The sequence below is a fragment of the Synechococcus sp. FACHB-909 genome (assembly GCF_014698945.1).
Taxonomy (GTDB): Bacteria; Cyanobacteriota; Cyanobacteriia; order PCC-6307; family Cyanobiaceae; genus Cyanobium.
This window is the reverse complement of the sequence record NZ_JACJTY010000001.1, coordinates 142,745-167,719: the sequence shown is the minus strand read 5'-3', so window position 1 is coordinate 167,719 and position 24,975 is coordinate 142,745. Positions and strand designations below refer to the sequence as shown.

Sequence of the window (24,975 nt, the reverse complement as noted above, 5' to 3'; positions counted from 1 at the left end):
GTGGCCTCCCCCGATGCGGCCGGCATCGAACTCGGTTTCCGGCAGGTGCCGCTGGCCGTGGCGATGCTGATCGCCGCCTGTCTGGGGTCGACCGACGCCGGGGCCACGATGAATGTGCTGCAGCTGGTGGAGCGGGCGATCCCACGGCGGCTGGCGGCCCTGGTGCAGTTCGAATCCTCCGTCAACGATCCCACCGGCATCCTGTTTCTGGGACTGGTGATCGGCCTGACGACCCTGGAGGGGGCCAGCGGCGGGCAGCAGGTGGTGGTGGAGCAGCTGCAGACGTTCCTGCAGAAGATCGGCTCCGGTCTGCTGATCGGTGTCTGCGTGAGCTATCTGGGGCGCTTCAGCCTCAACCGGCTGGTGCGTGAGAGCAACCAGCTGCTGATCCTGGGCATCGCCATCAGCCTGATCTCCTACGGCGTGGCGGAGCTGATGGGTGGTTCCGGCTTCATCAGCGCCTACGTGGCGGGCCTGATGCTGCGCAACCACACCTACAGCAACGAACGGATCACACCGGAGGCCCTGCAGCAGACCCTGCTGCCGTTCAACAACATGACCGAGATCACCGTCTTCCTGATCTTCGGTCTGAGCGTCCATCCGCTCGAACTTCTGCCGGCGCTGCCGGAGGGCATCATCGTCGCCCTCGCCATGATGCTGGTGGCCAGGCCGGTGAGTGTGCTGCTGCTGCAACGCTTCTCCCCGTTCACCTGGCGGGATTCGCTCCTGGTGTCCTGGTGCGGTCTGCGGGGGGCCGTTCCCCTCGCCCTGAGTTTCGAGATGGTCGACGCCATCCCCAGGGTGCGGGGCATCGACCCGGCCGCGGTGCCGTCCCTGGTGCAGAACGCCGGCGGCATCGTCTTCTGCGTCGTGGTGATCAACCTGCTGGTGCAGGGCCTCACCCTGCCGCACGTGGCCCGCTGGCTGCGGCTCTCCGACGGGGAGCCTTCAGCCGCGTGAGCGCAGGGGCAGGGGATCGGTGATCCAGTCCTGGCTGCTGCCGTCGCTGCTGCCGCTGGGGCGGGCCAGTCGCCAGCTCTCCCCCCTGGAGCCCGGCTGCAGGTACAGCTCGAAGGGGCTGTCGACCCGGATGGCATCCCCCGGCAGGCGCCAGTCGAAGCGACCGGTGAGGTGCAGGCCGCGGTCCGCCCCGATGGCCACGGCATCCTGGGCATCGACCCGCACCCGGCTCACCTCAGGCATCCCGTCCGCCTGGAGATCGAGGGCCTGGGCGATGGCTCCCTGGGTGAGCTGGATCTGCAGAGAAAGGGCGTCCAGCAGCACGCTCCTGGGGGGCTGGCCGACCCTGCCGCAGCCCCCCAGCAGCAGCAGCACGGCCAGCAGCCCCGCCAGCAGCAGCGCCGGCACCGGGGCCGGCAGCGAGGGGAGGCGAGCCGGGGGGCTTGGCAGGAGGGGCAGCATGGGGGCTGACGCACGTCTCACCATGATCGGCTGGCTGCAGGGGCGACTGGCCGAACCATGGCAGCAGGCTCACCGTTGCGGGGCGCTGCTGATCTGCCAGGGGGTGGGTTACGAGGTGCAGCTCACCCTGCGGCAGTGGCGCCGCCTGCCGGAGGAGGGCAGCGAACTGGTCCTGCACATCCACCACAGCATCCGCGACGACGGCTGGACCCTCTACGGCTTCCCCGATCGGCGTGAGCGGGACCTGTTCCGCGAACTGGTGGCCGTGAGCGGCGTGGGCCCCCAGATGGCCCTGGGCCTGCTCGGGGCGCTGGAGGTGCCCGATCTCGTGCGCGCCATCGTCCACGCCGACCTGCGCAGCCTCTGCCTGGCTCCGGGGGTGGGCAAGCGCACGGCCGAGCGCCTGTCGGTGGAGCTGCGAGCCCGCCTGCAGGAGCGCTTCAGCGGCCTGGTGGATCCCCTGGAGGACGACGGGGAGCCTGGCGATGGGGTCGACGGCGTCCCTTCGGCCCCATGCCGCGAGGAGGTGCAGATCACCCTGGTGGCCCTCGGCTACGAGCCCCTGGAAATCCACCGGGCCCTGCGGGCCGTAGCCGCGGGGATCGATGGGTCCGCCGGCGCCGACGACTGGATCCGGGAAAGTCTGCGCTGGCTGTCCCGCGCCGTGGCCTGAATCGGGTCGGTCCTGGGGAGGGTCAACGGGCCGCACGTTAAGGTGTTGGTTTGCACCGTTCGGGCTCAGATCCGCCCATGCCGCTCACCACCACCCAGAAACAGGAACTGATCAATTCCCATCAGGCCCACGGCACCGACACCGGCTCGGTGGAAGTGCAGGTCGCGATGTTGAGCGAGCGGATCCAGCAACTCAGTGGCCACCTGCAGAAGAACATCCACGACTTCTCCTCGCGCCAGGGGCTGCTCAAGATGATCGGCCGCCGCAAGCGCCTGCTCGGCTACCTCCGCGCCCAGAGCGAGACCCGCTACGCCGAACTGATCAAGAAGCTCGGCATCCGCGGCTGAGGACGGATCCATGGCCCGTCGGCCGAAGCCGAAATCCTTCGGGGCGGACCGCCCCGTGCCGACCCCGGCCAGGGCGCCCCGCCAGCAGGTGATCCCGGATGCAGTGGCCAACCGCATGGTGCGGCGCATCGCCATCGCCACCGGCACCCCCACGGTGCTCGGCATGGGGGTGTTCGTCGCCAGCTACCTGCTGGTGAGCCGCGGGGTGCTCGACATCCCCCCCGGCCTCACCCTGGTGGGCTCCGGGGCCTTCTTCCTGCTCGGCCTGCTGGGCCTCAGCTACGGCGTGCTTTCGGCCAGCTGGGAGGACGCTCCCGGCAGCCTGCTGGGCTTCGAGCAGATCGGCGTCAACATCGGCCGGGTGCGGGCGTCGGTGCGGGCGATGCGCCAGGGCGCTTCGGGCACCGGTTCAGGATCAGGCACTCCCCAGGGGTGAGCGCAGCCAGGCCCTGAAGTCGGCCGAGGCCAGGGTCTGCACGGCCGCAGGCGCGTCGGCGACGCAGAACTGACCCCCCAGGCGCACGAAGCGGGTTTCGTCCTGGTGCTTCACCAGCGCCACCACCGGCACCCGCACCCCCGCCTCGTCCTGGCCAGGCCGGTGGCGGGTGAGGCATTCCCGCAGGCGGTGCTGGACGGCGATGTCGCCGGCCTGCTCGGGCGCCAGTTCCACCATCACCAGCTGCAGGTCCTCGATGCTGCGGCAGTCGTCCACGAGCAGCTGCACCCGGTCGTCGCGGCGGTCGACGCCGGCCCAGAGCAGCAGGCGGGCATCCACCATCAGGTGGTCGGCCAGGCGGGCGTAGCTCTTGGGGAACACCACCGCCTCGCAGGAGCCGGTGAGGTCCTCCAGCTGCAGCACGGCCATGCGGTCCCCCTTGCGGGTGGTCACCTGGCGGATCTCGCTCACCATCACCACCACGCTCACCTTGGCCTTGTCGGCCATCTCCTCGAGATTGGCCAGGCCGATCGGCGTCAGCAGCCGCACCTGGGACGCCAGCTGGCGCAGGGGGTGGTCGGAGATGTAGAAGCCCAGCAGCTCCTTCTCCAGCTTCAGCTTCTCGGTGGGGGGGTAATCGGGCACCGGAGCGGCCTTCGGCGGGGCGGGGGCCTCCACGGCAGCGGCGCCCTCCGAAGCCCCGGCAGCCCCGCCGCCGAACAGATCGAACAGGTTGCCCTGGCCGCTGGCCCGGTCGCGGGCCCGGGAGCTGGCCCAGTCGAGCACCAGATCGAGGTCCGCCATCAACTGGGCCCGGTTGGCCTTGGGCTCCAGGCCATCGAGGGCGCCGCAGTGGATCAGCGACTCAAGCGCCCGGCGGTTGAGCTGCTGGCCCGGGATCCGGTCGCAGAGATCGGCGAGGTGCAGGAAGGGGCCGCCGCTGGCGCGGGCCTCGATCAACTGGCGGATGGCGCCATCGCCCAGGTTGCGGATGGCGGAGAGGCCGAAGAGGATCTTCTTGCCCACGGGGGTGAAGTCAATGCCGGAGGCATTGACGTCCGGCGGCATCACCTCGATGCCCATGGCCTGGCAGTTGGCGATGTAGCGCTGCACCTTGTCGGTGGTGCCGGCATTCACCGTGAGCAGGGCCGCCATGTAGGCCACCGGATGGTGGGCCTTGAGGTAGGCGGTCTGGTAGGTGACGGCGCCGTAGGCGGTGGAGTGGCTCTTGTTGAAGCAGTACTCGGCGAACAGCACCATCTGGTCGAACAGCGCGTCGGCGATGGCGGCCTCCACACCCCGTTCGCTGGCGCCGGTGACGAACTGGTGGCGGTGCTTCTGCATCTCCGACACCTTCTTCTTGCCCATCGCCCGCCGCAGCAGGTCGGCCTCACCGAGGGAATAGCCCGCCAGATCCTGGGCGATCCGCATGATCTGCTCCTGGTAGACCATGATCCCGTAGGTCTCCTTGAGGATCGGCTCCAGCTTGGCGTGGGCCACATCGATGGCCTCGCGGCCGTGCTTGCGGTTGATGAACTTGGGGATCAGGCCCGCATCGAGGGGGCCCGGCCGGTAAAGGGCCAGGATCGAGGAGATGTCCTCCAGGGAGGAGGGCTTGAGATCACGGACGATCTGGCGCATGCCGCTGGATTCGAGCTGGAAGATGCCCTCCAGATCGCCCCGGGCCAGCAGGGCGTAGGTGCCCGGATCGTTGGCCGGCAGGGCGTCGGGGTCGAGCCGTTCCCCCTCGGCCTGGGCCACCAGCTCGATCGTCTTCTCGATCATGGTGAGGTTCTTGAGGCCCAGGAAGTCCATCTTCAGCAGGCCCATCGCCTCGACGTCCTCCATGAAGTACTGGGTGATCACCTGGCCGTCGTTGTTGCGCTGCAGGGGCACCAGCTCGTCGAGGGGTTCGGCGGCGATCACCACCCCGGCGGCGTGGACACCGAAGGTCTTGTTGGTGCCCTCGATGCGGCGGGCCAGGTCGACCCAGTGGCGCACCTTGGGGTCGTTTTCGTACTTCTCGCGGAACTCCGGCACCGGCGACTCGGCGCCGATCATCTCGGCGAGCTTGGCGGGCTTGCCCCGGGCCACGGGAATCAGCTTGGCCAACCGGTCGGCTTCGCCGTAGGGGATGTCGAGCACCCGGGCCACGTCCTTGAGCACCGCCTTGGAGGTCATCCGGTTGAAGGTGATGATCTGGGCCACCTTGTCCTCGCCGTAGCGCTGCGTCACGTACTCGATCACCTCACCGCGGCGCTCGATGCAGAAGTCGGTGTCGATGTCAGGCATCGACTTGCGTTCCGGGTTGAGGAAGCGCTCGAACAGCAGGCCGTGCTCCACCGGATCGATGTTGGTGATGCCGAGGGAATAGGCCACCAGCGAGCCGGCGGCCGAGCCCCGGCCCGGCCCCACCGGGATGCCGTTCTCGCGGGCGAAGCGGATGTAGTCCCACACCACCAGGAAGTAGGTGGGGAAGCCCATCTGCTCCATCACCTGCAGCTCGAACGCCAGCCGCTCCCCGTAGGCCGGATCGATGGCGGCGTCGGCAGCGATCCCCAGCCGGTCCCGCAGGCCCTGGTGGGCCACCTCGCTGAGGTAGCTCACCGCGGTGTGGCCCTCGGGGATCGGGAAGCGGGGCATCTGGTAGCGCCCCAGGATGTCGTAGTCCTCCACCTTCTCCGCCACCCGGGCGGTGTTGGCGATGGCGTCGGCGATCACCTCCGGCTCGAGGTGGTCGGCGAAGAGCCGGGCCATCTCCGCCTCGCTCTTGATGTATTCGGTGCCCGTGTAGCGCAGGCGCTTCTCGTCGCTGATCAGCTTGCCGGTGAGCACGCACAGCAGGGCGTCGTGGGCCTCGACGTCGTTGCTGGTGAGGTAGTGGGCGTCGTTGGTGGCGATCAGGGGGATGCCCAGCTCGGCGCTGATCCGGGCCATCTCGACGTTGACGATGCGGTCCTCGAGGCCGCCGTGGTCCTGGATCTCCAGGTAGAAGTCGTCACCGAACACCTCCCGGTACCAGCTCGCCACCTCCCGGGCCACCTCCGGGCGACCGCGCAGGATCGCCTGGGGAATCTCACCGCCCAGACAGGCGGTGGCCACCATCAGCCCTTCGCTGTACTGCCGCAGCAGGGCTTTATCGATGCAGGCCCGCGAAAAGATCCCCCGGCCACGCATGCCGCGCAGGTGGCTGATGCTGGTGAGCTTGACCAGGTTGCGGTAGCCGACGGCATTCTTGGCCAGCACCACCAGGTGGTAGCGACGCTCCTTCTTCGGCTGCGGATCCTCGATCGAGCCGTTGATGACGTACATCTCATTGCCGATGATCGGCTTGATGCCCGCCTTGGTGCAGAGCTTCAGCAGCTCGATGGCGCCGTACATCACCCCGTGGTCGGTGAGGGCCAGGGCCGGCATGCCCAGCTCCACGGCCCGCTGCACCATCGCCGGCAGCTGGGAGGCCCCGTCCAGCAGGCTGTAGTCGCTGTGGTTGTGGAGCGGAACGAAGGCCACGGCGTCGGCGGGCAGCGCCACCACATGAGGTGCCCACCTTACCGGGGGAAACACCAGATCTGGTGCCCCGGCGGAATCAGCTCGCCATGGACGGCCTAGGGCGGTGCCCAGCTGCAGCGGCCGACCTCCAGGACATCGGCATCATCGACGAATCTGACGATCCTTCCATCGTTGTCGATGTAATGGAAATCATCGATCAGAGCGCCTTGGTTGGTGTAGACAAAGCGCCCTGCGGAAGCCGGGGCCGTCACTTCCATCCACTGCGTCTCGAACTCCGATGGCCTTCCCCCTTCGACCCGCCTGAGCTCGGTCACCTTCAACAGTTTCAGGGGGATGGGGCCGGGACTCCCCTGGTAGAGGGCGTAGGCGCTGGAATCACTGTTGGCTCGAAGGCCGAACTGAAGTCTCTGAAGAGGCTCCACCCCGATGGATCGCAGGCAGCGGACATTGTCCTGATCAGCCCGGACAGGCGAGGCTGCGGTGAACAGGACCAGCAGGACGGCCAGGCAGCGCTTCCTCTGGATCTCGATGGCGGCTCGCACGATCAATCAGCCTCTTTCGATCGGTTTGGACACATGCTGGTGGGCAACCTTCCATTGCCCATCACCCTTGCGCAGGCAGAACGTGATGCGGACCGTATCGCTGAACGTCTGTCCGTCCGGGAGTGTCCCCCCGCATTGGAGCAGACCAAAGGCATAACCCACATCAGCTCCCGCCTCGACAGCGAGATCCTGCAACGCGAAGGTCAGGGGGCCCAGGGCGTCCGGCTGCCAGGACTCCCAGCTGTCCCGGTATTGCGCCGCCGAGGTGTACCGCAGCGGCGACAGGACATCGAAGATCACCAGATCGTCCTGATGATGGGCAAGAACGTCGTCCTGCCGACCTTCGCGGGTGGCCTCGGCCCACCGATCCAGCACGTTTCGGATCGCCGCTTCGTCCGGGTTCATCGCCGGCGACACCCGATCGAGACGACCACACTAGGGACCTGGCCGGTGGCCCATCCCGGAGGGTTGGGAGTCGGCCTCCTGCTCAGGCCACCAGCGCCGCCGCGGGCCGGGCGTCCATCACCCGGGCCGCCTGCTCGTACTGATGGGCCACCCGCAGCAGCTTGGGCTCCTCCAGCACGCCGGTGATCAGCTGCAGGCCGATCGGCAGGCCCTGGGCGTCGAAGCCGCAGGGCACGCTGATGGCCGGCAGGCCCGCCAGGTTGGCGGGGATGGTGAGCAGATCGGCCAGGTACATGGCCAGGGGATCGCCGGCGTGGGCGCCGCTGGGGAAGGCGGTGGTGGGCGAGGTGGGGGTCAGCAGCACGTCGACGGTCTCGAAGGCGCGGTCGAAATCGCGACGGATGAGGGTGCGCACCTGCTGGGCCTTGCGGTAGTAAGCATCCACGTAGCCGGCGGAGAGGGCATAGGTGCCGATCAGGATGCGCCGCTGCACCTCCTCGCCGAAGCCCTCGGCCCGGCTGCGGGCGGTCATCGCTGCCAGGCCATCGCTGCCGGGCTCGCCGGGAGCGGCCCGGAAGCCGTACTTGACGCCGTCGTAGCGGGCCAGGTTGGCGGACGCCTCCGAGGGGGCGATCACGTAGTAGGTGGCGATGCCGTCGTTGAAACGGGGGCAGCTCACATCCACCAGCTCACAGCCCAGGGCCTCCAGCTGGGCGGCGGCCGCCAGCACCGAGGCCTTCACCGCAGGGTCAAGCCCCTCCTGGTCGAAGCACTCGCGGATCAGCCCCACCCGCAGGCCCTTGATGGGCTTCGCCAGGTCGGCGGCGTAGTCGGGCACCGGCGCCCGCAGACAGGTGGCATCGCGCGGGTCCTCCCCGGCGATCACCTGCAGCAGCTCGGCGGCATCGGCCACGCTGCTGCTGAACGGGCCCACCTGGTCGAGGGAGGAGGCGAAGGCCACCAGTCCCCAGCGGCTCACCCGGCCGTAGGTGGGCTTGAGGCCCACCACCCCGCAGAAACTGGCGGGCTGGCGGATCGAACCGCCGGTGTCGGAGCCGAGCGAACCGATGCATTCACCGGCGGCCACGGCGGCCGCACTGCCGCCGGAGCTGCCGCCGGGCACCCGATCCGGATTCCAGGGGTTACGGCTGGCGCCGAAGGCGGAGGTCTCGGTGGAGCTGCCCATGGCGAACTCATCGAGGTTGGTCTTGCCCAGCAGAACCGCACCGGCCCGCCAGAGCCGCTCGGTCACCGTGGATTCGTAGGGGGGAACGAAGTTCTCCAGCATGCGGCTGGAGCAGGTCGTGCGGATCCCCTTGGTGCAGAGGTTGTCCTTGATGGCCAGGGGAATGCCGGCCAGGGGGGGCAGGGCCTCACCAGCCGCCCGTGCCGCGTCGATGCGATCGGCATCGGCCCGCGCCCGCTCGGCGGTGACCTCCAGAAAGGCATGCACGGTGGGATCCACCGCCGCGATGCGTGCCAGGTGGCGATCCGTGAGCTCCCGGGCCGACACCTCGCCCCGCTGAAGCTGCTCCCGCCATTCGGCGATGCCCATCCAACCGCTAGCCAGCTGCGATGGACGCTATCAGTCGGCCAGAATCAGCCGGCCAGATCGGAAAATTCGGTGAACGGCTCGCTGCGACCGGTGCGCAGGCACTGGTGCTCCAGGGAAGCCGGTGACTCCGCCCGAAGGTCGTCCAGGAAGGCGGGCAGCGCCTGCTCCAGCGTCCGCCGACGCACGAAGGGCCCGAACCAGTACACCGCGTCGGGGGAGTGGGTCTCCACCCGCGCCCACCAGGCCAGGCCCAACCCATTGGCGATGCCGCGCGTGGGCCAGAGCAGTGGGTTCATGAAGGGGAGGGGGAGGCGAGGTGGCCATTCTGGGGGGCGGCTGGGCCGCCCCCTCCGGTGCCATCAGAGGCGGATGTCACCGTCGAAGCCCGGCTGGGCCGATGGCAGATAGGGCAAGGGCTCCAGGGGGTTCGCCTGGGGCTCGGCGAGCGGCGCAGGCGACGCTTCCGGCATCACCGGGAGGTCCTCCGGGTCGGGTTCGGCGGCGGTCGGTTCGGCCGACTCGGTGGCTACCGATTCGGCCAGCTCGGTGGCTACCGGTTCGGCCTGAGCCTCCTGGTGGCTCCAGGCAGGGCCGTTGTCACCATCGAGCTCCTCGTCGAGCTCCTCAGCCGCTGCTTCGTCCAGGAACGGGGCATCCAGTTCGGCCATGACCTCCGCGTCAGGGGCACCCTCCACGTCCGGCATGGCCACCGTCTCCGGCAGCACCACAGCTTCGGGCCGGGTCTCCGGCTCGGGGTCGGGGGGCGCCGGCATCGAGGGCCGCACGATCCTGGGGGCGGGGGCGGTGCCCGTCAGGCCCCGCATCCAGCCGCGCCGGGCCACTTCGTAGAGCAGCAGCGCCGTGGCCACGGAGGCATTGAGGCTCGGAGTGGCGCCCCGCAGGGGAATGCGCACCAGCTGGTCACAGGAGCGGCGGGTGAGCAGCGACAGGCCGTCCCCCTCCGAACCGGTGACCACCACCAGCGGCCCCTCCAGGTCCACCTCCTCCAGGCTGACCGTGCCCTCCTCGGCCAGACCCACCACCCGGTAGCCCTCCTGCTTGAGGGTGTCGAGGGAGCGGTTGAGGTTCACCACCCGCGCCACCGGCAGGTGCTCGAGGGCGCCGGCCGCCACCTTCGCCACCGAGCCGGTCAGGCCGGCATTGCGTCGCTGGGGCAGGACCATGCCATGGGCCCCCAAGGCCTCGGCGCTGCGGACGATGGCGCCGAGGTTGTGGGGGTCGGTGAGGCCGTCCACCGCGATCAGCAGGGGTGCTTCACCGATGCTGCGGCAGCCTTCGATCAGGCTGGTCAGGTCGAGGGTCTCGGCGGCGGCGGGCTGGAGCACGATGCCCTGGTGCACGGCCCCGCCGGTGAGCTGGCCCAGGCGCGCCCAGGTCACCTCCTCCACCAGCACGCCGGAGGCCTTGGCCTCCCGCAGCAGCTGCAGGAACCGGGGGTTGAAGCGCATCTCAGGCGTGCACCACACCCGGTGGATCGGCCGGCCGCTCTCCAGGGTGGCCTGGGTGGTGTGGCGGCCCCAGATCAGGTCGGTGGGGGCGGAGGCGGCGAAGGCCTCCGCCGCGCCACGGAAATCGACATCGGAGCCGTCGGACTCCGGCCGCTCGGGGCCGCTGCGGCCCTGGAAGGGGCGCGGGGCGCGGTCAGCGTCCCGGAACAGGGCCGGGCCGCGGCGGGCCGGCCCCGTCCGCGACGGGATGGGACGGCCGCTGGTCGGGCGTCCGGCGCCGGAGCGGCCGGGGACGGGGCGGCCGAAGGAGGGGCGGGCGGTGACAAAGCGGTCCCCAGGGCGCCGATCGCGGGTCGGCCGGCCGCCGCCGCCGCGGGAGTCGTCGGGGCGATCGGCGCCGGGGCGGCCCTCAAAGGGTCGACGGCCATAGGGGCTGCCGCCGGCTCGATCGGGGGCACCGGAGCGCTCGCCACCCCGCTCACCGCCCCTCTCAACGCCACGGTCCCGATCGAAGGGGGGCCTGTCACGGCTGTAGCCCTCTCCGGGGCGGCGGGGGCGGGCGGAGCCGGAACCGCGGCTGACGGGGCGCCCGCCGGCACCGGAGCCGAGACGCCGGGGGGTCCGGTCAGCGCCGGGGTCGGAGCGGCGGTCAGGACGACGGTCGGGGCGACGGTCGCCGCGGCGGTCAGGGGAGGGACTCATGGGCTGGCGGATGGGGAACGGGGTTCGGTCTTCTCGAGATGGTCCAGCAGCTCAGCCAGCCGTCTGGGGTCCTGCAGAAAAAGCCATCCCAGCATCGTCTCAAATCCCGTGGCCTGCCCATAGGCCTGGGGCGCGCCGCGGCGGGGGCCCCGCCCGGCCTGGTTGCGTCCGCGCAGGACCAGGCGGCGTTCCGCTTCGCTGAGCAGGGGATCCAGTCGCCGCAAGGCCTCGGCCTGGGCTTCGGCCTGCACTTCCGCCACCACCGCCCGGTGCAGATCGGCGGCCCGGGCCGGCTGGCGGCAGTGGCGCAGCCGCTGGTGCAGTTCCCAGACCGCATCCCCCAGCCAGGCCAGCTGGGCCGTGGCGAGTTCCGTGGATGGTGCCTGGGGGGGCACGGAGGCCATCCAGTGGCCGGGCCCCTCAGGCGGGGGCGAGGCTGCCAAGGGCGGACTCCAGATCGGGTTGCAGGTGCAGGAAGGCTTCCAGGCGCACCAGCTTGACCGTCTGGACGACCCGGGCGTTGCCGACGACGATGAACTGGCGGGAGCTGTCGTTGAACAGTTTGGCCAGCTGCACCAGGGCGCCGAGTCCGGAGGAGTCGATGAAATCGATCCGGCTCAGGTCGATGACCACCGGGAGGGTCTCTCCCTTGTGGCGGTCCGTGATGAATTCGGTGAACTGCTTGTCGGAATAGGCGTCCAGCTGCCCCGTGAAACTGAACAGCAGGCACGCATCCCGCCGTTCGCTGCCCCCTCTCAGGGAGACGGTCAGTCGCTGCAGGTCGGTGATGGCCCCAGTCCTCAAGGAGTTGAACGCGCCGAACTGTAGAGACCCCGATCCAGAATGCGGGAACCGCAACGAAACGTGCCGATTCAGCGACGTTCCGCCATCAACGCCACGAAGCGGGCGAAGTGGTGGTCGGCGTCGTGGGGACCTGGGCTGGCCTCCGGGTGGTACTGGACACCGAAGACGGGCTGCTGGCGCAGGGCCAGGGCCGCCACGGTGCGGTCGTTGAGGTTGAGGTGGGTGATCCGCACCCGCTCGGCCGGCAGGGAGGCCGCATCAAGGGCGAAGCCGTGGTTCTGGCTGGTGATCTCCACCGAACCGGGCGAGCCGCAGGGGTGGTTGAGGCCGCGGTGGCCGTAGCCGAGCTTGAAGCTGCGCCCCCCCAGGGCCAGGCCGAGGATCTGGTGGCCCAGGCAGATGCCGAAGACGGGCAGCTGGGGCTGCAGCAGCAGGTCCCTGGCCAGGGCGATGCCCTCGGCCACGGCGGCCGGGTCGCCGGGGCCGTTGGAGAGGAACACCCCCTCCGGCTCCAGGGCCAGCACCTGCTCCAGGGTGGCGTCCGCCGGCAGCACGGTGACCGCGCAGCCATGGGCCACCAGGCGCTCGAGGATGGCGCGCTTGATGCCGAAATCGATCGCCACCACCCGGTAGGGACGGTCGGGAGAGGCCTGCAGCCTGGCGTCGAAGCCGGCCGCGCAGCTGCGGTCCCACGTGTAGGGCTCCCGGGTGCTCACCTGGGCGGCCAGGTTGAGTCCGTCCATCGAAGGGGCGGCCCGCACCCGCTCCAGCAGCGCGGCTGGGTCGGTGCCGTCACTGCCGATGGCGCCGTTGAGGGCGCCGCCTTCCCGCAGGTGGCGCACCAGGGCGCGGGTGTCGACGCCACGGATGCCCACCACCCCCTGGCGGACCAGCCAGTGGTCGAGGGTCTCCTGGCAGCGCCAGCTGCTGGGCGTGGGGGCGAGCTGGCGCAGGATGCAGCCGCGGGCGTGGGCGTGGTCGGCCTCCAGGTCCTCGCCGTTGACGCCGGTGTTGCCGAGTTCCGGGTAGGTGAAGGTGATCAACTGCCCGGCGTAGCTCGGATCGGTGAGCACCTCCTGGTAGCCGGTCATGCCGGTGTTGAAGACCACCTCGCCGCAGACGCTGCCGCGGGCGCCGCAGGCCAGCCCCCGCAGCACGGTGCCATCGGCCAGAACGAGCACGGCCGGCGTGTCGCCGTCGGTGCTGGGGGCCTCGGGGGCCACCTGTGGGGTGTCCAGGGGGGCGTCGGCAGGAATCCCGATCATCCTTCAGACCCCGACAGGGCGGCGCGCAGCGCCTCCAGCCTGGCCCAGGCGCTGCCGGCGCCCAGGGCCTGGCGGGCCCGTTCCAGACCCGCGGCGATGGACGGCTCCAGCCCGGCGGCCCAGAGCACCAGGGCGGCGTTCAGGGCCACCACATCGGCCTGGGCCCGGGTGCCGCCGCCCTGCAGGACCGCCTCGAGGATGGCGCGGTTGGCGGCCACATCCCCACCCCGCAGGGCCTCCAGATCCGCCGGGGCCAGACCCAGCGCTGCAGGATCCAGCCAGTCGCGTCGCACCTCGCCGTCCTCGAGCAGGCGCAGCTCGCTGGGACCCGAGAGGGTGGCCTCATCGAGGCCGCCGTGGCCGTGGACGACGACGGCCCGCCGCTGACCGAGCCGGCGCATGGCGTCGGCCATCGGATCGAGCAGGTCGGGCCGGGCCACCCCGAGCACCTGGGCCTCGGGCGTCAGGGGATTGACCAGCGGACCCAGCAGGTTGAACACGGTGCGCACGCCAAGGGTGCGGCGCAGGGGGGCCATGCCCACCAGGGCGGGATGCCAGCCCGGGGCGAACAGGAAGGTCACACCGGTGCGCGGCAGGGCCTCCACCACCGTCGCCAGGGGAGCCCCCAGGTCGAGGCCCAGGGCCTCAAGCACGTCGGCCGAACCGACCCGGCCACTGGCGCTGCGGTTGCCGTGCTTGGCCACATGGGCACCGCAGGCGGCCGCCGTGAAGGCCACGGCGGTGGAGATGTTGAAGCTGTCGGCCCCGGCCCCGCCCGTGCCGCAGGTGTCGATCAGCTCCAGCGGCGGCCGTTCGCCCGGCAGGGGGCAGGCCTGCCGCAGGACGGCGGCCATCGCCGCCAGTTCCTCGCCGCTGGTGCCCTTGGCCCGCAGGGCGGCCAGCAGGCCTCCGGTGAGCACCGGGTCGATGCTGCCGGCCAGCCAGCCCCGCATCAGGGCGGCGGCCTGGTCGGCCTGGAGATCCCGTCCGTTGAGGAGCTGCTCCAGCAGCTGGGGCCAGGTGGGGGAGGCGGACATCACCGAACGCTGAAGCATCAGCGGCAACTTACGGGAGTCCGGCCATGGACTGGAACGGGGGACAGGAGCGCAAGAAAAAGCCCGGGTGCAGAGCACGCCGGGCCGGGTGATGGGGACGCCCCCACTATCGCCCGAAGTGGGCCAATCTGACCAACCGGGTCCAACTGTCCCGCCGCCGCCCCTCAGCCGGCGTCGTCGGAGGAGGTGTCGAAGCCCGAGCCCACCGCTTCGGCCACCGGTGCGGCACCGGGCCGGAAGCCTGCCGCCCAGATGGCCCGGGTGCGGGCGTGGAGCGTGCCGACTTCCAGACCCCAGAGCCGCAGGACCCGCTCGAGGTCGTCGCGGATGTCGGCGGCTCCGGGGAAGCCCGCGTAGCGCATCTGCAGCCGGGCCGCATCCACCAGGTGGCCGTCCTCAGGCCGCTCCACCGCCAGCAGCCGGTCGACCGTCTCCCGGTCGATGGCATGGAGGGGATGGTTCTGGTCGTCCATGGCCCGGGCGGCCCGGGGGCCAGGGGAGTGATGCCTAGGTTAGGGACCCTCTTGCCCCGCCTTCCTGCATGGCTGCCCTGCGGCTGGATCTGATCGGGCGGTACCTCCGGCCCCACAGACGCACGGTGCTGGTGGGGGCCGCCGCCCTGGTGGTGGTGAACCTGCTGGGGGTGGCGATTCCGCTGGTGGTGCGGCAGTCGATCAACGAGCTCAAGCCCGGCTTCGTGCTGGCGGACGTGCTCGGCGTGGCCGGACTGATCATCGTGATGGCCACGGTGATGGGGGCCACCCGGCTCTATTCCCGGATGCTGGTGTTCGGAGTGGGCCGCCAGGTGGAGGCGAGCCTCAAGGAGCGGATCTTCGACCACGTGCTCACCCAGGACCCGGGCTGGGTGCAGACCACCGGCAGCGGTGAGGTGATCAGCCGGGCCACCAGTGATGTGGAGAACATCCGGCGGCTGCTGGGCTTCGCCCTGCTCAGCCTCACCAACACGGTGCTGGCCTATGCCCTCACCCTGCCGGCGATGCTGGCGATCGATCCGCTGCTGAGCCTGGCGGCGGTCTCCCTCTATCCCGGCATGCTGATGGTGGTGCGCCTGTTCGGCGGCCGGATGATGAAGCAGCAGCGGCGCCAGCAGGAGGTGCTGGCCAACCTCAGTGACCTGGTCCAGGAGGACCTCAGCGGCATCGGCGCCATCAAGATCTACGGCCAGGAGGCCACCGAGGAGAAGGCCTTCGCCGACCTCAACAAGGTGTACCTGGACGCCCAGCTCTCCCTGGCGCGCACCCGCAGCACCCTGTTCCCGATGCTGGAGGGAATCGCCTCCCTGAGCCTGCTGCTGCTGCTGGCCCTGGGCAGCGGCCAGTTGGAGAGCGGTCGGCTCAGCATCGGCGATCTGGTGGCCCTGATCCTGTTCGTGGAGCGCCTGGTCTTCCCGACGGCCCTGCTGGGATTCACCCTCAACACCTTCCAGACCGGTCAGGTGAGCCTGGAGCGGGTGGAATCCCTGCTCAGCCATCCCCCCGCCATCGTCTCCCCCGCCGATCCCCTGCCCCCGGCCCGGCCGGCGCTCGGGGCCGTCGTGGCCCGGGGGCTCACGGTCCGCTACCCGGGGGCGGGGCAACCGTCCCTCGAGAACCTCAGCTTCACGATCCACCCGGGGGAACTGGTGGCGGTGGTGGGTCCGGTGGGCTGCGGCAAGACCACCCTGGCCCGGGCCCTGGGGCGGATGGTGGAGGTGCCGCCCGACCAGCTGTTCCTCGACGGCGTCGACGTGACGCGGCTGCGGCTGAGCGACCTGCGTCGGCAGGTGGCCCTGGTGCCCCAGGAGGGTTACCTGTTCACCGCCAGCCTGGCCGACAACCTGCGCTACGGCGACCCGGAGGCCGGCATGGACCGGGTCGAGGAGGCCGCCCGCCAGGCACGCCTGGAGGGGGACATCAAGGGCTTCCCCGACGGCTACCGCACCCTGGTGGGGGAGCGGGGTATCACCCTCAGCGGCGGCCAGCGCCAGCGCACCGCCCTGGGGCGGGCCCTGCTGGTGGACGCCCCCCTGCTGGTGCTCGACGACGCCCTGGCCAGCGTCGACAACACCACCGCCGCGGGCATCCTGCGCTCGGTGCGCGAGGAGCAGCGGCGCACGGTGGTGATGATCAGCCACCAGCTCTCGGCGGCGGCGGCCTGCGACCGGATCCTGGTGCTGGAGGCGGGCCACCTGGTGCAGGAAGGCCACCACAACGACCTGCTGCAGCAGGAGGGCACCTACCGCCGGCTCTGGGACCGGGAGGAGGCCGTCCGCCAGCTCCAGGCCGCCTGAGGCGGTTTCTAACAGTTGTTGAGCAGCCCGCATCCAGGGCGCCGGCTGGGCTTATCTGGAAACGCCGTGGTTTCCCCAACGCCTGCCACGCCGTCCCCATGGCCCCCACCCCGTCGTTCCTCAGCCAGCAGCCGTACAACATCCGCTGCACCCTGACCTTCGGTGACATCTACGGCCAGGTGCTGGTCTGGATGGCGGTGATCTTCGTGAGCCTGGCGGCGGGTCTGGCCCTGATGGGGGCGAGCAGGCCCCTGTTCGCCCTGGTGGGGGTGGGGCTGATCCTGGTGCTGTCGCTGCCCTTCCTGCTGTTCGCCTTCATCACCACCCTGCTGAACCACATCGCCCTGGTGCCGCAGCAGGACCAGCAGGGCGCTGCCTAGGCTGGTTTCCCCGCAAAAACCCCCTTGTTCGGCCTCTTCAGCAGCCCTGCGAGCGACACCAGCCCAGCCGGCAGCGGCAGCCTGCATGCGGTTCTCGGCACCCCCCTGACGGCCCCGCCGGCGGCGGGCCAGGCGGAGGCCCAGTTCGGCTGCGGCTGTTTCTGGGGGGCGGAAAAGGGCTTCTGGCGGCTTCCCGGGGTGGTCAGCACCGCCGTGGGATACGCGGGCGGCCAGCTCGCCTCCCCCACCTACGAGCAGGTCTGCAGCGGCCGCAGCGGCCACGCCGAGGTGGTGCGGGTGGTCTGGGACACCGCCCGGGTCTCCTTCGCCGACCTGCTCAAGCTGTTCTGGGAGTGCCACGACCCCACCCAGGGCAACCGCCAGGGCAACGACCGGGGCAGCCAGTACCGCTCGGCCATCTACGTCGACGACCCGGCACTGCTCGCCCTGGCCGAAGCCAGCCGCGGTGCTTACCAGGCCGCCCTCGCGGCCGCCGGCGGAGGCACCATCACCACGGAGATCGCCAGCGGCCAGCGCTTCCACTTCGCCGAGCCTTACCACCAGCAATACCTGGCCAAGCCCGGCAGCCGGCCCTACTGCTCCGCCCAGCCCACCGGGATTCCCCTGGGCGACTTCCCCGGTGCCACCTACCTCCTTCCCGCCCGCGTGTGGGAAAGCTATGACTGGGCCATCCCCCATTGCGTCCTTCGCGGCGACAATGCGCCGATCGCCCTCGCCTGACCGGTTCCGCCATGGCCGCCCCCCCGCTGCTCGCGCTCGGACTCCTGCCGCTGCTGGCGATGCAGTCCCCGTGGTGGGAGAACTACGACATCCGCGAACGGTTCCTCTGCGGTGACCGTTTCTCGGTGGTCCTGGAGCGCAACGCGTCCCAGGCGTCCCTGATCGCCGGCCGCACCCGCGCCACCCTGTTCCGGGAGGCGTCCGACGCGCCGGGCCTGCGCTATCAGAACGAGTCCCTGCGGGTGATCCTGCGGGGCGATGAACTCACCCTCGAGCAGCTGCCCACCAAACGGGTCTGCGTGCGCAGCGAACAGGTATGAAGCCCCTCTCCGATCGGGTCGTGATCGTGGCCCTGATCGCCGCGGTGGGGATCTGTTTCGCCCTGGCCTTCTGGACCGTGCGCCTGAACCCCTCCGGCGAGCCTCCGCTGCAGTGGCGCCAGGGGGGCCCCAGTGCCCTGCTGCCGGGAGCCCCGGCGCCGGCCTTCCTTTCGTGAGAGACCCCGCCGAGGAGCAGGAGCAGCCGAAGCGCCAGTTGCATCCGCTGCCCAGGGGCCTGGTGGAGCTCTACGGGCTGCTGGCGGTGCTGTTCGTCCTGGTGCCCGAATGGATGGCCGGTGGGGCCCTGAAGGGCTTCCCGGAGGGGCGTGAAGGCTCCGAGCTGCCCCTGCCGTCGATGGCCTGGCAGCGGCTGCCGGAACTGCAGCTGGCCTCGATGGGGCTGGCGGAACTGCGGCTGCTGGCCCGTCGCGAGCGGCTGCGGGGGTACACCACCATGGGTCGCCAGCGGCTCACGAACCGCCTGATGCGACGGCTCTCCAGGCGGCGCGGGACCCCCAGGACGCTGTGATAGCTTCATTCCGCCGGGGCGTAGCGCAGCTTGGTAGCGCACCACTTTGGGGTAGTGGGGGTCGTGGGTTCAAATCCCGCCGCTCCGATTCAGCCGGTCCTCCGAACGTTCGCCTCCCGCGAACACCGGTGGTTTTCCTTCCCGTCAGCTGATCCTGTCAGCTGATTTTTTTTGCCCATCTCCAGTGTCCCGGGGCCTCGCCGGGCCTCAGCGCAGGCGGGTGAGCACGTTGAAGCGCACCAGCCAGAGGTTGACCCGGCGCCGCAGCCGGGGGGGCACCTCCTGGACCAGCTGGAACAGCTCCTGGGAGGCCAGCCGACGCAGGGCCCGCACATCGACCCGCCAGAGGGCTTCCGCCTCCCGGATCAGCCGGGCCCAGGTGCGGGCCGTCTGCCAGCGGCGCACACTCTGCTGGGCGGGGTCAACGCCATCCACGGAGCCGATCGGCGGCCGGGTGACCATGACTCCGACGCCGAAGAACACTCCAAGGGTGGGGAGGCTGGGCTGGAGCGCCCAGGATCCCCGGTTCTGCTTCAAGCATCGAAACAAAAACGGAAGATTCCCGGCCCAACTGCCGCCGGCCTCAGGCGCTGTGGGCCAGCCCCTCGGCGGCGATCGGATCCGCCACGAGCTGGACGGGGAAGGGCAGCGCCTCCGCTTCACGCCGGCTCAACCGGCGGCTCCAGGCCCGCGGCACCGCCTCGTTCCAGCGGAAACCGGCCTCCCTGGCCCGGTGGCGCTCGGCGTAGGGAAGGTCCGCCCGGTAAAGGCTGCGGGGCTCCAGGGCGGTCAGCAGCAGCGCCTCCAGATCGACGCAGCGCTCGAACACCTGGGCCAGGTAGATGCAGTCGGTGAGGGCCCGGTGGGCGGCCCACACCGGCACCCCGTAGGCCAGGGCCAGATCACGGACCGAGGGGGCACTGCGCAGCTGGCGCTCGGCCGGCCAGCGGATGTCCTCCATCGAGCAGATCCAGGGGCGATCCAGGGACGGCAGGGGCCCCAGACCGAACCACTGGCGATCGAAGGCGGCGTTGTGGGCCACCAGGGCGTCACAGGCGGCAACCATCGCCAGGAAACAGTCCAGGGCCTCCTGCCGGGGCTGCTCCAGCCGGGTCACGGCGGCGGGAATGCCATTGATGGCCTCGGCGGCGTTGGCCGGGCAGGGCAGCAGGAAGGACACCTGGGAAAGCACCGCCCTGTGGGGCACGTGGAACAGGATCGCCCCCACTTCGATGCACTGCCCCTGGAGGGTGGAGAGGCCGGTGGTCTCCGTGTCCAGGATCAGCAGGGTCTCGGGCCCCCGCGGCAGGGCCCGCTGGGGACGCCCTGCGCAGGCGGGAAGGGAGATGGGCACCGGGCGAGGCGGTTCGATGGGGGTCTGGAGGGCCGATGGGGCCGATCGCTCTGACGGTGGCGCGGGGGGCGGCACCGGGGCAGCCGCAGGCGCTGAGGCAGCCGCGGGCTCCGGGGCGGCCAGGCCCAGCAGGTCGTTCTGCTGCCAGAGACCGGGTTGCTCCTGCATCGGCGTCATGCGCTCGCTGATCCATGGTCGCAAGTCGGGCAAGGTCCCATCGCCCCCATCCCCCCGACCCGGTGCCCGTCCTCGCCGGTGCCGGCTTCCTAGGGTTGGCGGATCCTGCCTGCGTCCCCCGCTCCGTGGCCCCAGCCCTCGCCCCCGGCGACACCGCCCCCCTGATCGCCCTCCCCGACCAGGACGGCAGCGAACGCCGCAGCGACCGGCTGGAGGGCAAGGCCCTGGTGCTGTTCTTCTATCCCAAGGACGAGACCCCCGGCTGCACCATGGAGGCCTGCGCCTTCCGGGACAGCTACGCCGACCTGCAGGCGCTCGGGGCCGAGGTGTGGGGCGTGAGCGGCGACGATGCCGCCAGCCACCGGCGCTTCGCCAACCGCCACCGGCTTCCCTTCCCGCTGCTGGTGGATGGGGGCAACCGGCTGCGCAAGGCCTTCGGTGTGCCCAGCGTGCTGGGGCTGCTGCCCGGCCGGGTCACCTACGTCATCGACGGCACGGGGGTGATCCGCCACGTGTTCAACAACCTGCTGGACGGGCCGGCCCACCGGCGCGAGGCCCTCGACGCCCTGCGCGGCCTCCAGGCCTCCTGAGGCCGCTCGCGATCCAGCACGGGGGGAGAGGACGATGACGGCGTGGCGACAGCAGGGAGAGCTCTGGCGGCTGGAGCCCCCGGGGCGGCCCCGGGGGCTGATCGAGTTCATCGGCGGCAGCTACCTGGCGGCCTCCCCCCAGCTGAGCTACCGCCGCTGTCTCGAGGCCCTGGCGGCCCGGGGCTGGCGCATCCACGCCTGGAGCTACGTGCCCGGCTTCGACCACCAGGCCCAGGCCAATGCCGCCTGGCGGCTGTTCCGCCAGCAGCGGGAACGGGAGCTGGAGCCGCTGGCCCCCGACGGGGCCGCCTCCCCCCTGATCCGGCTGGGCCACAGCCTCGGCTGCAAGCTGCATCTGCTCGCCCCCGACGGCGGCCGCCGCTGCGATGGCCTGGTGGCGCTCAGCTTCAACAACTTCTCGGCCGAGCGCTCGATCCCCTTCCTGGCGGAGCTGGGCCAGCAGTTCCGCTTCCGCAGCGAGTTCAGCCCCTCCCCGGAGGACACCCTGCGGCAGATCGGCAGCAGCTACAGCCAGCCCCGCAACCTGGTGGTGCGCTTCAGCCGCGACACCATCGACCAGAGCGGCCGGCTGATCGGCGTGCTGCAGGCCAGGGCCGGCGATGCCTCCACCCTGCTGGAGCTGCCGGGGGACCACCTCACCCCGGCCAGCGGCGGCCTGCGCAAGCAGTTCCTGGGGGAGTGGGCCGATGATCCGGCCCGCCAGCGGTCCATGGAGCGGCTGGCCGAGCAGATCAGCGCCTGGTCCGGGACGGCCTGAGGCCACCCGGCCAGGCCTGCGCCCTCACACCCTCAGGGCATCGAGCACCGAGCGGTCCTCCAGGGTGGAGGTGTCGCCGCTGACGTCCTCCCCCGCCGCCAGGGACCGCAGAATCCGACGCATGATCTTGCCGCTGCGGGTCTTGGGCAGGGCATCGGTGAAGCGGATCACGTCCGGCCGGGCGATCGGGCCGATCTCCAGCCCCACGTGGCGGCGCAGCTCGGCCTCCAGGGCCGCATCGCCCTCAACACCCACGTCGAGGGTGACGAAGGCGACGATCCCCTCCCCCTTGAGCTCGTCGGGCCGGCCCACCACGGCCGCCTCCGCCACCGAGGGGTGGCTCACCAGGGCCGATTCGATCTCCATCGTGCCCAGGCGGTGGCCGGAGACGTTGATCACGTCATCGACCCGGCCCATCACCCAGAAATAGCCATCCGCGTCGCGGCGGGCGCCGTCGCCGGCGAAGTAGAGCCAGCTGCCGTCGGCGGGGCGGATGTGCTCCCAGTAGCTGCTGCGGAAGCGGTCGGGATCGCCGTGCACGGTGCGCATCATGCCCGGCCAGGGCCGCCGCACCGCCAGGTAGCCCCCCTGCCCCGTCGGCACGCTGTTGCCCTCAAGATCCACCACGTCGGCGGCGATGCCGGGCAGGGGCAGGGTGGCGGAGCCGGGCTTGGTGGGGGTGGCCCCGGGCAGGGGGCTGATCATCACCCCACCGGTCTCCGTCTGCCACCAGGTGTCCACCACGGGGCAACGGTCGCCGCCGATCACATCCCGATACCACATCCAGGCCTCGGGATTGATCGGCTCACCGACAGTGCCGAGGATCCGCAGGCTGCCCATGTCGTACTGGTCGGGCACCGAACGGCCGCTCTTCATGAAGGCCCGGATGGCGGTGGGGGCGGTGTAGAAGATCGTCACCCTGTGTTTCTGGATCACCTCCCAGAAGGCCCCGGGCTTGGAGGGGCGCGGCGCCCCCTCGTACATCAGCGTGGTGGCGCCGTTGGAGAGGGGCCCGTAGACGATGTAGCTGTGGCCCGTGATCCAGCCCACATCGGCGGTGCACCAGTGGATGTCGTCCTCGCGGATGTCGAAGATCCACTGGAAGGTGAGGTGGGCCCAGAGGTTGTAGCCGGCGGTGGTGTGCACCACCCCCTTGGGCTTGCCGGTGGAGCCGGAGGTGTAGAGCACGAACAGCCGGTCCTCGCTGGCCATGGGCTCGGCCGGGCAGTCGGCGCTCTGGCCGTCCACCAGTTCGTGCCACCAGACATCGCGGCCGGCCTCGAAGCCGGTGGCCTCGCCGGTGCGCCGCACCACCAGCACATGCTCGACGCTGGGGCACCCCTCCGCCAGGGCCTGGTCCACGGCGGGCTTGAGCGCCACGGCCTTGTCCTTGCGGAAGCCGCCATCGGCGGTGATCACCAGCTTCACCTGCCCGTCGATCAGGCGGTCGCGCAGGGCCTCGGCCGAGAAACCGCCGAACACCACCGAGTGGGGGGCACCGATGCGGGCGCAGGCCAGCATGGCGATGGCCGCCTCCGGCACCATCGGCATGTAGAGGGCCACCAGATCGCCCTTGCCGACGCCGAGGGCCTTGAGGGCGTTGGCGGCGCGGCAGACCTCGGCGTGCAGCTCGCGGTAGGTGAAGGTGCGCACATCACCCGGCTCCCCCTCCCAGATCAGGGCCGTCTTGTCGGCGCGGGGGCCGGCCAGATGGCGATCCAGGCAGTTGTAGGAAAGATTCGTTGTGCCCCCCTCGAACCAGCGGGCGAACGGGGGGTTGCTCCAGTCGAGCACCGTGTCGAAGGGCTCGAACCAGTGCAGCTCCCGGCGGGCCGCCTCGCCCCAGAAGCCGTCCGGATCGGCCGCGGCTTGCGCCGCCAGGGCCTGGTAGGCCGCCATCGAACCGATGCGGGCCTCGGCGGCCAGCGCCGGCGGCGGGGCGAACTGCCGCTCTTCCTGGAGCACCGACTCGATGGTGGGCGAGGAGTCCTGGGTCATGGCAAGGCCTGCCGGGCAGGCTGGGGCATGGTGCATTCAACCGCAGCCGGGCCACGCTGGAGGACTCCGACCCCCTCCCATGCCCGCCTGGTTGACGATCCTGCTGGTGATGGGCCTGGTGATCGCCGTCCTCACCCCGAGCCGCCAGCAGTTCGCCTGGTTCCTGCGGCTGCGGCGCCCCCGCTGGCTCACCTTCGAGCGCTGGATCCCGGTGATCTGGTCGCTGATCTACCTCTGCTTCTACGCCTCGGCCCTGCTCCGCTGGTGGGCCGGGGGGGCGGCGGCGCCGCTGGCCATGGCCGCCTACCTGGTGCTGCTCGTCCTGGTGCAGGGCTACACGCTGCTGATCTGCCGCACGCGCCGAGTGGCCTGGGGAACGGCGGCGGGCCTGGCCGGCTGGATCTGGGGGCTGGCCCTGGCCCTGGCGACGCTGGCCGTTTCGCCAACGGCCGCGCTGCTGCTGGTTCCGTTCCTGCTCTGGAGCCCGATCGGCACGTTCGTCACCTGGCGGATGCAGCGACTGAACCGTTGAACGCGGGGCGTTCAGGGGCGCCCGGCCGGGCGATCAGGGCTGCTCATCCCTGCTTGGCAAGATCGGCCGGCGGCGTTAGCCAGGGAACGACCCCACGGGACTGGAGCGGAAGGCCATGGAGGAGCAGCCGATCACGCCCCATGCCGGCCCGACGCTCGACGCCGACGGCAACCTCACCTACGTGGGGGACGACGGTCGCCGCTACGTGGTGGGGCTGCCGCCGGACATCGATGAGGACAACGTCGAGAAGGTGATGACCCTGCTGCGGGGCGGCACGGCCCTGTTCCAGCAGATCGAGGGGCTCTGCCAGCGCTGGATCAGCGAGGTGAGCGGCAGCGAACTCGATGAGCGGGCCGCCCTGGTGCTGCTGCTCACCACCCTGGAGACCGCCCTGGAGGATCGCTACCCGGAGACCGATCCGTCCTGATGCAGGCTGGTGGGATGCCCCAGCGACCCGCCGCCTGCCTGTTCGATCTCGACGGTCTGCTGCTGGACACCGAGCCCGCCCATGCCCAGGCCTGGCAGGCGGCGGCCAGCCGCTTCGGCCGGCCCCTCGATGACGCCGAACTGCTCAGCCTGCGCGGCCGCCGACGCCTCGACTGCGCCGGCCAGGTGCGCCGGTGGATCGCCGCCGCGGGCGGGCCCCACCTGAGCGAGGAGGAGCTGCTGGCGGTGCGCCAGCCCATCGCCGAGGCCCTGCTGGCCTCCGCCCCGGCCATGCCCGGTGCCGAGGCCCTGGTGCGGCGCTGCCGGGCCCTGGGCATCCCGATGGCGCTGGCCACCAGCAGTGCCCGCCCGGCGGTGGCGATCAAGGTGGCCCCCCACCCCTGGATGGACCTGATCGACGTCAGGGTCCATGGGGACGATCCGGAGCTGGGGGACGGCAAGCCCGCCCCGGATGCCTTCCTGCTGGCGGCCCGGCGCCTCGGTGTGGCAGCAACCGCCTGCTGGGCGTTCGAGGACTCCAGCGCCGGTGTGGCCGCCGCCCTGGGGGCCGGCTGCCGGGTGCACGTGCTGCCGCCGCCGGGGGTGAGCTGCGGGGCCTATCCCGAGGGGGTCATCTGCCTGAACTCGCTGGAGGAGGTCCGGCTGGATCCCTAG

At 70.9% G+C, this 24,975-nt stretch carries 30 protein-coding genes and 1 tRNA gene; 16 read left to right on the top strand and 15 right to left on the bottom strand.

Annotated features, from left to right (window positions below; all coding sequences use genetic code 11):
• A complete protein-coding gene (locus H6G99_RS16255) occupies positions 1-960 on the top strand; it encodes a cation:proton antiporter domain-containing protein (protein WP_353617134.1) in 960 nt (319 codons plus the stop codon).
• Here H6G99_RS16255 and H6G99_RS00810 read toward each other — a convergent pair.
• The gene (locus tag H6G99_RS00810; protein ID WP_190609313.1) at positions 949-1,422 is read right to left on the bottom strand and encodes a hypothetical protein; all 474 of its coding nucleotides are present in this window, start codon (positions 1,420-1,422) and stop codon (positions 949-951) included. The two genes, H6G99_RS16255 and H6G99_RS00810, sit on opposite strands and share 12 nt — an antisense overlap.
• Before the next feature lie 22 nt (positions 1,423-1,444).
• Between H6G99_RS00810 and ruvA the strand changes: the two genes are divergently transcribed.
• From ruvA to H6G99_RS00795, 3 genes are all read left to right on the top strand, one after another.
• Positions 1,445-2,095 (top strand): Holliday junction branch migration protein RuvA, encoded by a 651-nt coding sequence (gene ruvA / locus H6G99_RS00805; protein WP_094584483.1) that lies wholly within the window; start codon positions 1,445-1,447, stop codon positions 2,093-2,095.
• A gap of 77 nt (positions 2,096-2,172) precedes the next feature.
• Positions 2,173-2,442: a 30S ribosomal protein S15 gene (gene rpsO, locus H6G99_RS00800; RefSeq protein ID WP_015108092.1), complete on the top strand. Its 270-nt coding sequence runs from the start codon at positions 2,173-2,175 to the stop codon at positions 2,440-2,442.
• Positions 2,443-2,452: 10 nt separating this feature from the next.
• Complete coding sequence (locus H6G99_RS00795) at positions 2,453-2,878, top strand: PAM68 family protein (RefSeq protein ID WP_094584482.1); 426 nt, start codon at positions 2,453-2,455, stop codon at positions 2,876-2,878.
• Here H6G99_RS00795 and H6G99_RS00790 read toward each other — a convergent pair.
• The 11 genes from H6G99_RS00790 to H6G99_RS00740 all read right to left on the bottom strand — a co-directional run bounded on the left by H6G99_RS00790 (position 2,858) and on the right by H6G99_RS00740 (position 14,658).
• The gene (locus tag H6G99_RS00790) at positions 2,858-6,388 is read right to left on the bottom strand and encodes a DNA polymerase III subunit alpha (RefSeq protein ID WP_190609832.1); all 3,531 of its coding nucleotides are present in this window, start codon (positions 6,386-6,388) and stop codon (positions 2,858-2,860) included. The two genes, H6G99_RS00795 and H6G99_RS00790, sit on opposite strands and share 21 nt — an antisense overlap.
• Positions 6,389-6,483: 95 nt before the next feature.
• Positions 6,484-6,936, bottom strand: a complete 453-nt coding sequence (locus H6G99_RS00785) for a hypothetical protein (protein ID WP_190609312.1) — start codon at positions 6,934-6,936, stop codon at positions 6,484-6,486.
• Positions 6,937-7,335 carry a YybH family protein gene (locus H6G99_RS00780; RefSeq protein WP_190609311.1) on the bottom strand — a complete coding sequence of 133 codons (399 nt, stop codon included), beginning with the start codon at positions 7,333-7,335 and terminating at the stop codon, positions 6,937-6,939.
• Between the two features lie 82 nt (positions 7,336-7,417).
• Positions 7,418-8,890, bottom strand: a complete 1,473-nt coding sequence (gene gatA / locus H6G99_RS00775) for an Asp-tRNA(Asn)/Glu-tRNA(Gln) amidotransferase subunit GatA (protein WP_190609310.1) — start codon at positions 8,888-8,890, stop codon at positions 7,418-7,420.
• A 44-nt stretch (positions 8,891-8,934) separates the two neighbouring features.
• Positions 8,935-9,186 carry a DUF1816 domain-containing protein gene (locus tag H6G99_RS00770; protein ID WP_094584478.1) on the bottom strand — a complete coding sequence of 84 codons (252 nt, stop codon included), beginning with the start codon at positions 9,184-9,186 and terminating at the stop codon, positions 8,935-8,937.
• A gap of 63 nt (positions 9,187-9,249) precedes the next feature.
• A complete protein-coding gene (gene rlmB, locus H6G99_RS00765; RefSeq protein ID WP_286190918.1) occupies positions 9,250-11,061 on the bottom strand; it encodes a 23S rRNA (guanosine(2251)-2'-O)-methyltransferase RlmB in 1,812 nt (603 codons plus the stop codon).
• Positions 11,058-11,465, bottom strand: a complete 408-nt coding sequence (locus H6G99_RS00760; protein ID WP_094585890.1) for a Mini-ribonuclease 3 — start codon at positions 11,463-11,465, stop codon at positions 11,058-11,060. The genes rlmB and H6G99_RS00760 overlap by 4 nt, the downstream gene beginning before the upstream one ends.
• A gap of 16 nt (positions 11,466-11,481) precedes the next feature.
• A complete protein-coding gene (locus tag H6G99_RS00755) occupies positions 11,482-11,865 on the bottom strand; it encodes an STAS domain-containing protein (protein ID WP_094585891.1) in 384 nt (127 codons plus the stop codon).
• Between the two features lie 68 nt (positions 11,866-11,933).
• Positions 11,934-13,130 (bottom strand): glutamine-hydrolyzing carbamoyl-phosphate synthase small subunit, encoded by a 1,197-nt coding sequence (carA, locus tag H6G99_RS00750; RefSeq protein ID WP_286190917.1) that lies wholly within the window; start codon positions 13,128-13,130, stop codon positions 11,934-11,936.
• A complete protein-coding gene (trpD, locus tag H6G99_RS00745) occupies positions 13,127-14,167 on the bottom strand; it encodes an anthranilate phosphoribosyltransferase (RefSeq protein WP_190609309.1) in 1,041 nt (346 codons plus the stop codon). The genes carA and trpD overlap by 4 nt, the downstream gene beginning before the upstream one ends.
• A gap of 182 nt (positions 14,168-14,349) precedes the next feature.
• Positions 14,350-14,658 (bottom strand): DUF3288 family protein, encoded by a 309-nt coding sequence (locus H6G99_RS00740; RefSeq protein WP_094585892.1) that lies wholly within the window; start codon positions 14,656-14,658, stop codon positions 14,350-14,352.
• A gap of 68 nt (positions 14,659-14,726) precedes the next feature.
• Here H6G99_RS00740 and H6G99_RS00735 point away from each other — a divergent pair, with 68 nt between their 5' ends.
• The 7 genes from H6G99_RS00735 to H6G99_RS00705 all read left to right on the top strand — a co-directional run bounded on the left by H6G99_RS00735 (position 14,727) and on the right by H6G99_RS00705 (position 18,533).
• A complete protein-coding gene (locus tag H6G99_RS00735; protein WP_094585893.1) occupies positions 14,727-16,475 on the top strand; it encodes an ABC transporter ATP-binding protein in 1,749 nt (582 codons plus the stop codon).
• Positions 16,476-16,573: 98 nt separating this feature from the next.
• Complete coding sequence (locus tag H6G99_RS00730) at positions 16,574-16,855, top strand: hypothetical protein (protein ID WP_094585894.1); 282 nt, start codon at positions 16,574-16,576, stop codon at positions 16,853-16,855.
• Between the two features lie 24 nt (positions 16,856-16,879).
• Positions 16,880-17,596, top strand: a complete 717-nt coding sequence (msrA, locus tag H6G99_RS00725; protein WP_094585895.1) for a peptide-methionine (S)-S-oxide reductase MsrA — start codon at positions 16,880-16,882, stop codon at positions 17,594-17,596.
• A gap of 11 nt (positions 17,597-17,607) precedes the next feature.
• Positions 17,608-17,916 carry a hypothetical protein gene (locus H6G99_RS00720; RefSeq protein ID WP_094585896.1) on the top strand — a complete coding sequence of 103 codons (309 nt, stop codon included), beginning with the start codon at positions 17,608-17,610 and terminating at the stop codon, positions 17,914-17,916.
• Positions 17,913-18,092, top strand: coding sequence for a hypothetical protein (locus H6G99_RS00715; protein ID WP_094585897.1), 180 nt, complete (start codon positions 17,913-17,915; stop codon positions 18,090-18,092). Before H6G99_RS00720 ends, H6G99_RS00715 begins: the two co-directional genes overlap by 4 nt.
• Positions 18,089-18,445 carry a hypothetical protein gene (locus H6G99_RS00710; protein WP_094585898.1) on the top strand — a complete coding sequence of 119 codons (357 nt, stop codon included), beginning with the start codon at positions 18,089-18,091 and terminating at the stop codon, positions 18,443-18,445. The genes H6G99_RS00715 and H6G99_RS00710 overlap by 4 nt, the downstream gene beginning before the upstream one ends.
• Before the next feature lie 14 nt (positions 18,446-18,459).
• A tRNA-Pro gene (locus H6G99_RS00705) sits at positions 18,460-18,533 on the top strand.
• A gap of 119 nt (positions 18,534-18,652) precedes the next feature.
• On the opposite strand, the gene H6G99_RS00700 is transcribed toward H6G99_RS00705, so the two are convergent.
• On the bottom strand, positions 18,653-18,907 hold the full coding sequence (locus H6G99_RS00700; protein WP_094585899.1) for a hypothetical protein: 255 nt from the start codon (positions 18,905-18,907) through the stop codon (positions 18,653-18,655).
• 121 nt (positions 18,908-19,028) lie between these two features.
• Positions 19,029-19,967 (bottom strand): 3'-5' exonuclease, encoded by a 939-nt coding sequence (locus H6G99_RS00695; RefSeq protein ID WP_094585900.1) that lies wholly within the window; start codon positions 19,965-19,967, stop codon positions 19,029-19,031.
• Between the two features lie 134 nt (positions 19,968-20,101).
• Between H6G99_RS00695 and H6G99_RS00690 the strand changes: the two genes are divergently transcribed.
• On the top strand, positions 20,102-20,566 hold the full coding sequence (locus tag H6G99_RS00690; RefSeq protein ID WP_094585901.1) for a peroxiredoxin: 465 nt from the start codon (positions 20,102-20,104) through the stop codon (positions 20,564-20,566).
• A gap of 34 nt (positions 20,567-20,600) precedes the next feature.
• Positions 20,601-21,344: a DUF1350 family protein gene (locus tag H6G99_RS00685; protein ID WP_190609308.1), complete on the top strand. Its 744-nt coding sequence runs from the start codon at positions 20,601-20,603 to the stop codon at positions 21,342-21,344.
• Between the two features lie 24 nt (positions 21,345-21,368).
• Here the strand turns inward: H6G99_RS00685 and acs are convergent, their stop codons facing one another.
• The gene (gene acs / locus H6G99_RS00680; RefSeq protein WP_190609307.1) at positions 21,369-23,342 is read right to left on the bottom strand and encodes an acetate--CoA ligase; all 1,974 of its coding nucleotides are present in this window, start codon (positions 23,340-23,342) and stop codon (positions 21,369-21,371) included.
• Positions 23,343-23,421: 79 nt separating this feature from the next.
• Here acs and H6G99_RS00675 point away from each other — a divergent pair, with 79 nt between their 5' ends.
• The 3 genes from H6G99_RS00675 to H6G99_RS00665 all read left to right on the top strand — a co-directional run bounded on the left by H6G99_RS00675 (position 23,422) and on the right by H6G99_RS00665 (position 24,975).
• Positions 23,422-23,874 carry a TspO/MBR family protein gene (locus H6G99_RS00675; RefSeq protein WP_190609306.1) on the top strand — a complete coding sequence of 151 codons (453 nt, stop codon included), beginning with the start codon at positions 23,422-23,424 and terminating at the stop codon, positions 23,872-23,874.
• A 115-nt stretch (positions 23,875-23,989) separates the two neighbouring features.
• On the top strand, positions 23,990-24,301 hold the full coding sequence (locus H6G99_RS00670) for a hypothetical protein (RefSeq protein WP_094585905.1): 312 nt from the start codon (positions 23,990-23,992) through the stop codon (positions 24,299-24,301).
• Between the two features lie 14 nt (positions 24,302-24,315).
• On the top strand, positions 24,316-24,975 hold the full coding sequence (locus H6G99_RS00665) for an HAD family hydrolase (RefSeq protein WP_190609305.1): 660 nt from the start codon (positions 24,316-24,318) through the stop codon (positions 24,973-24,975).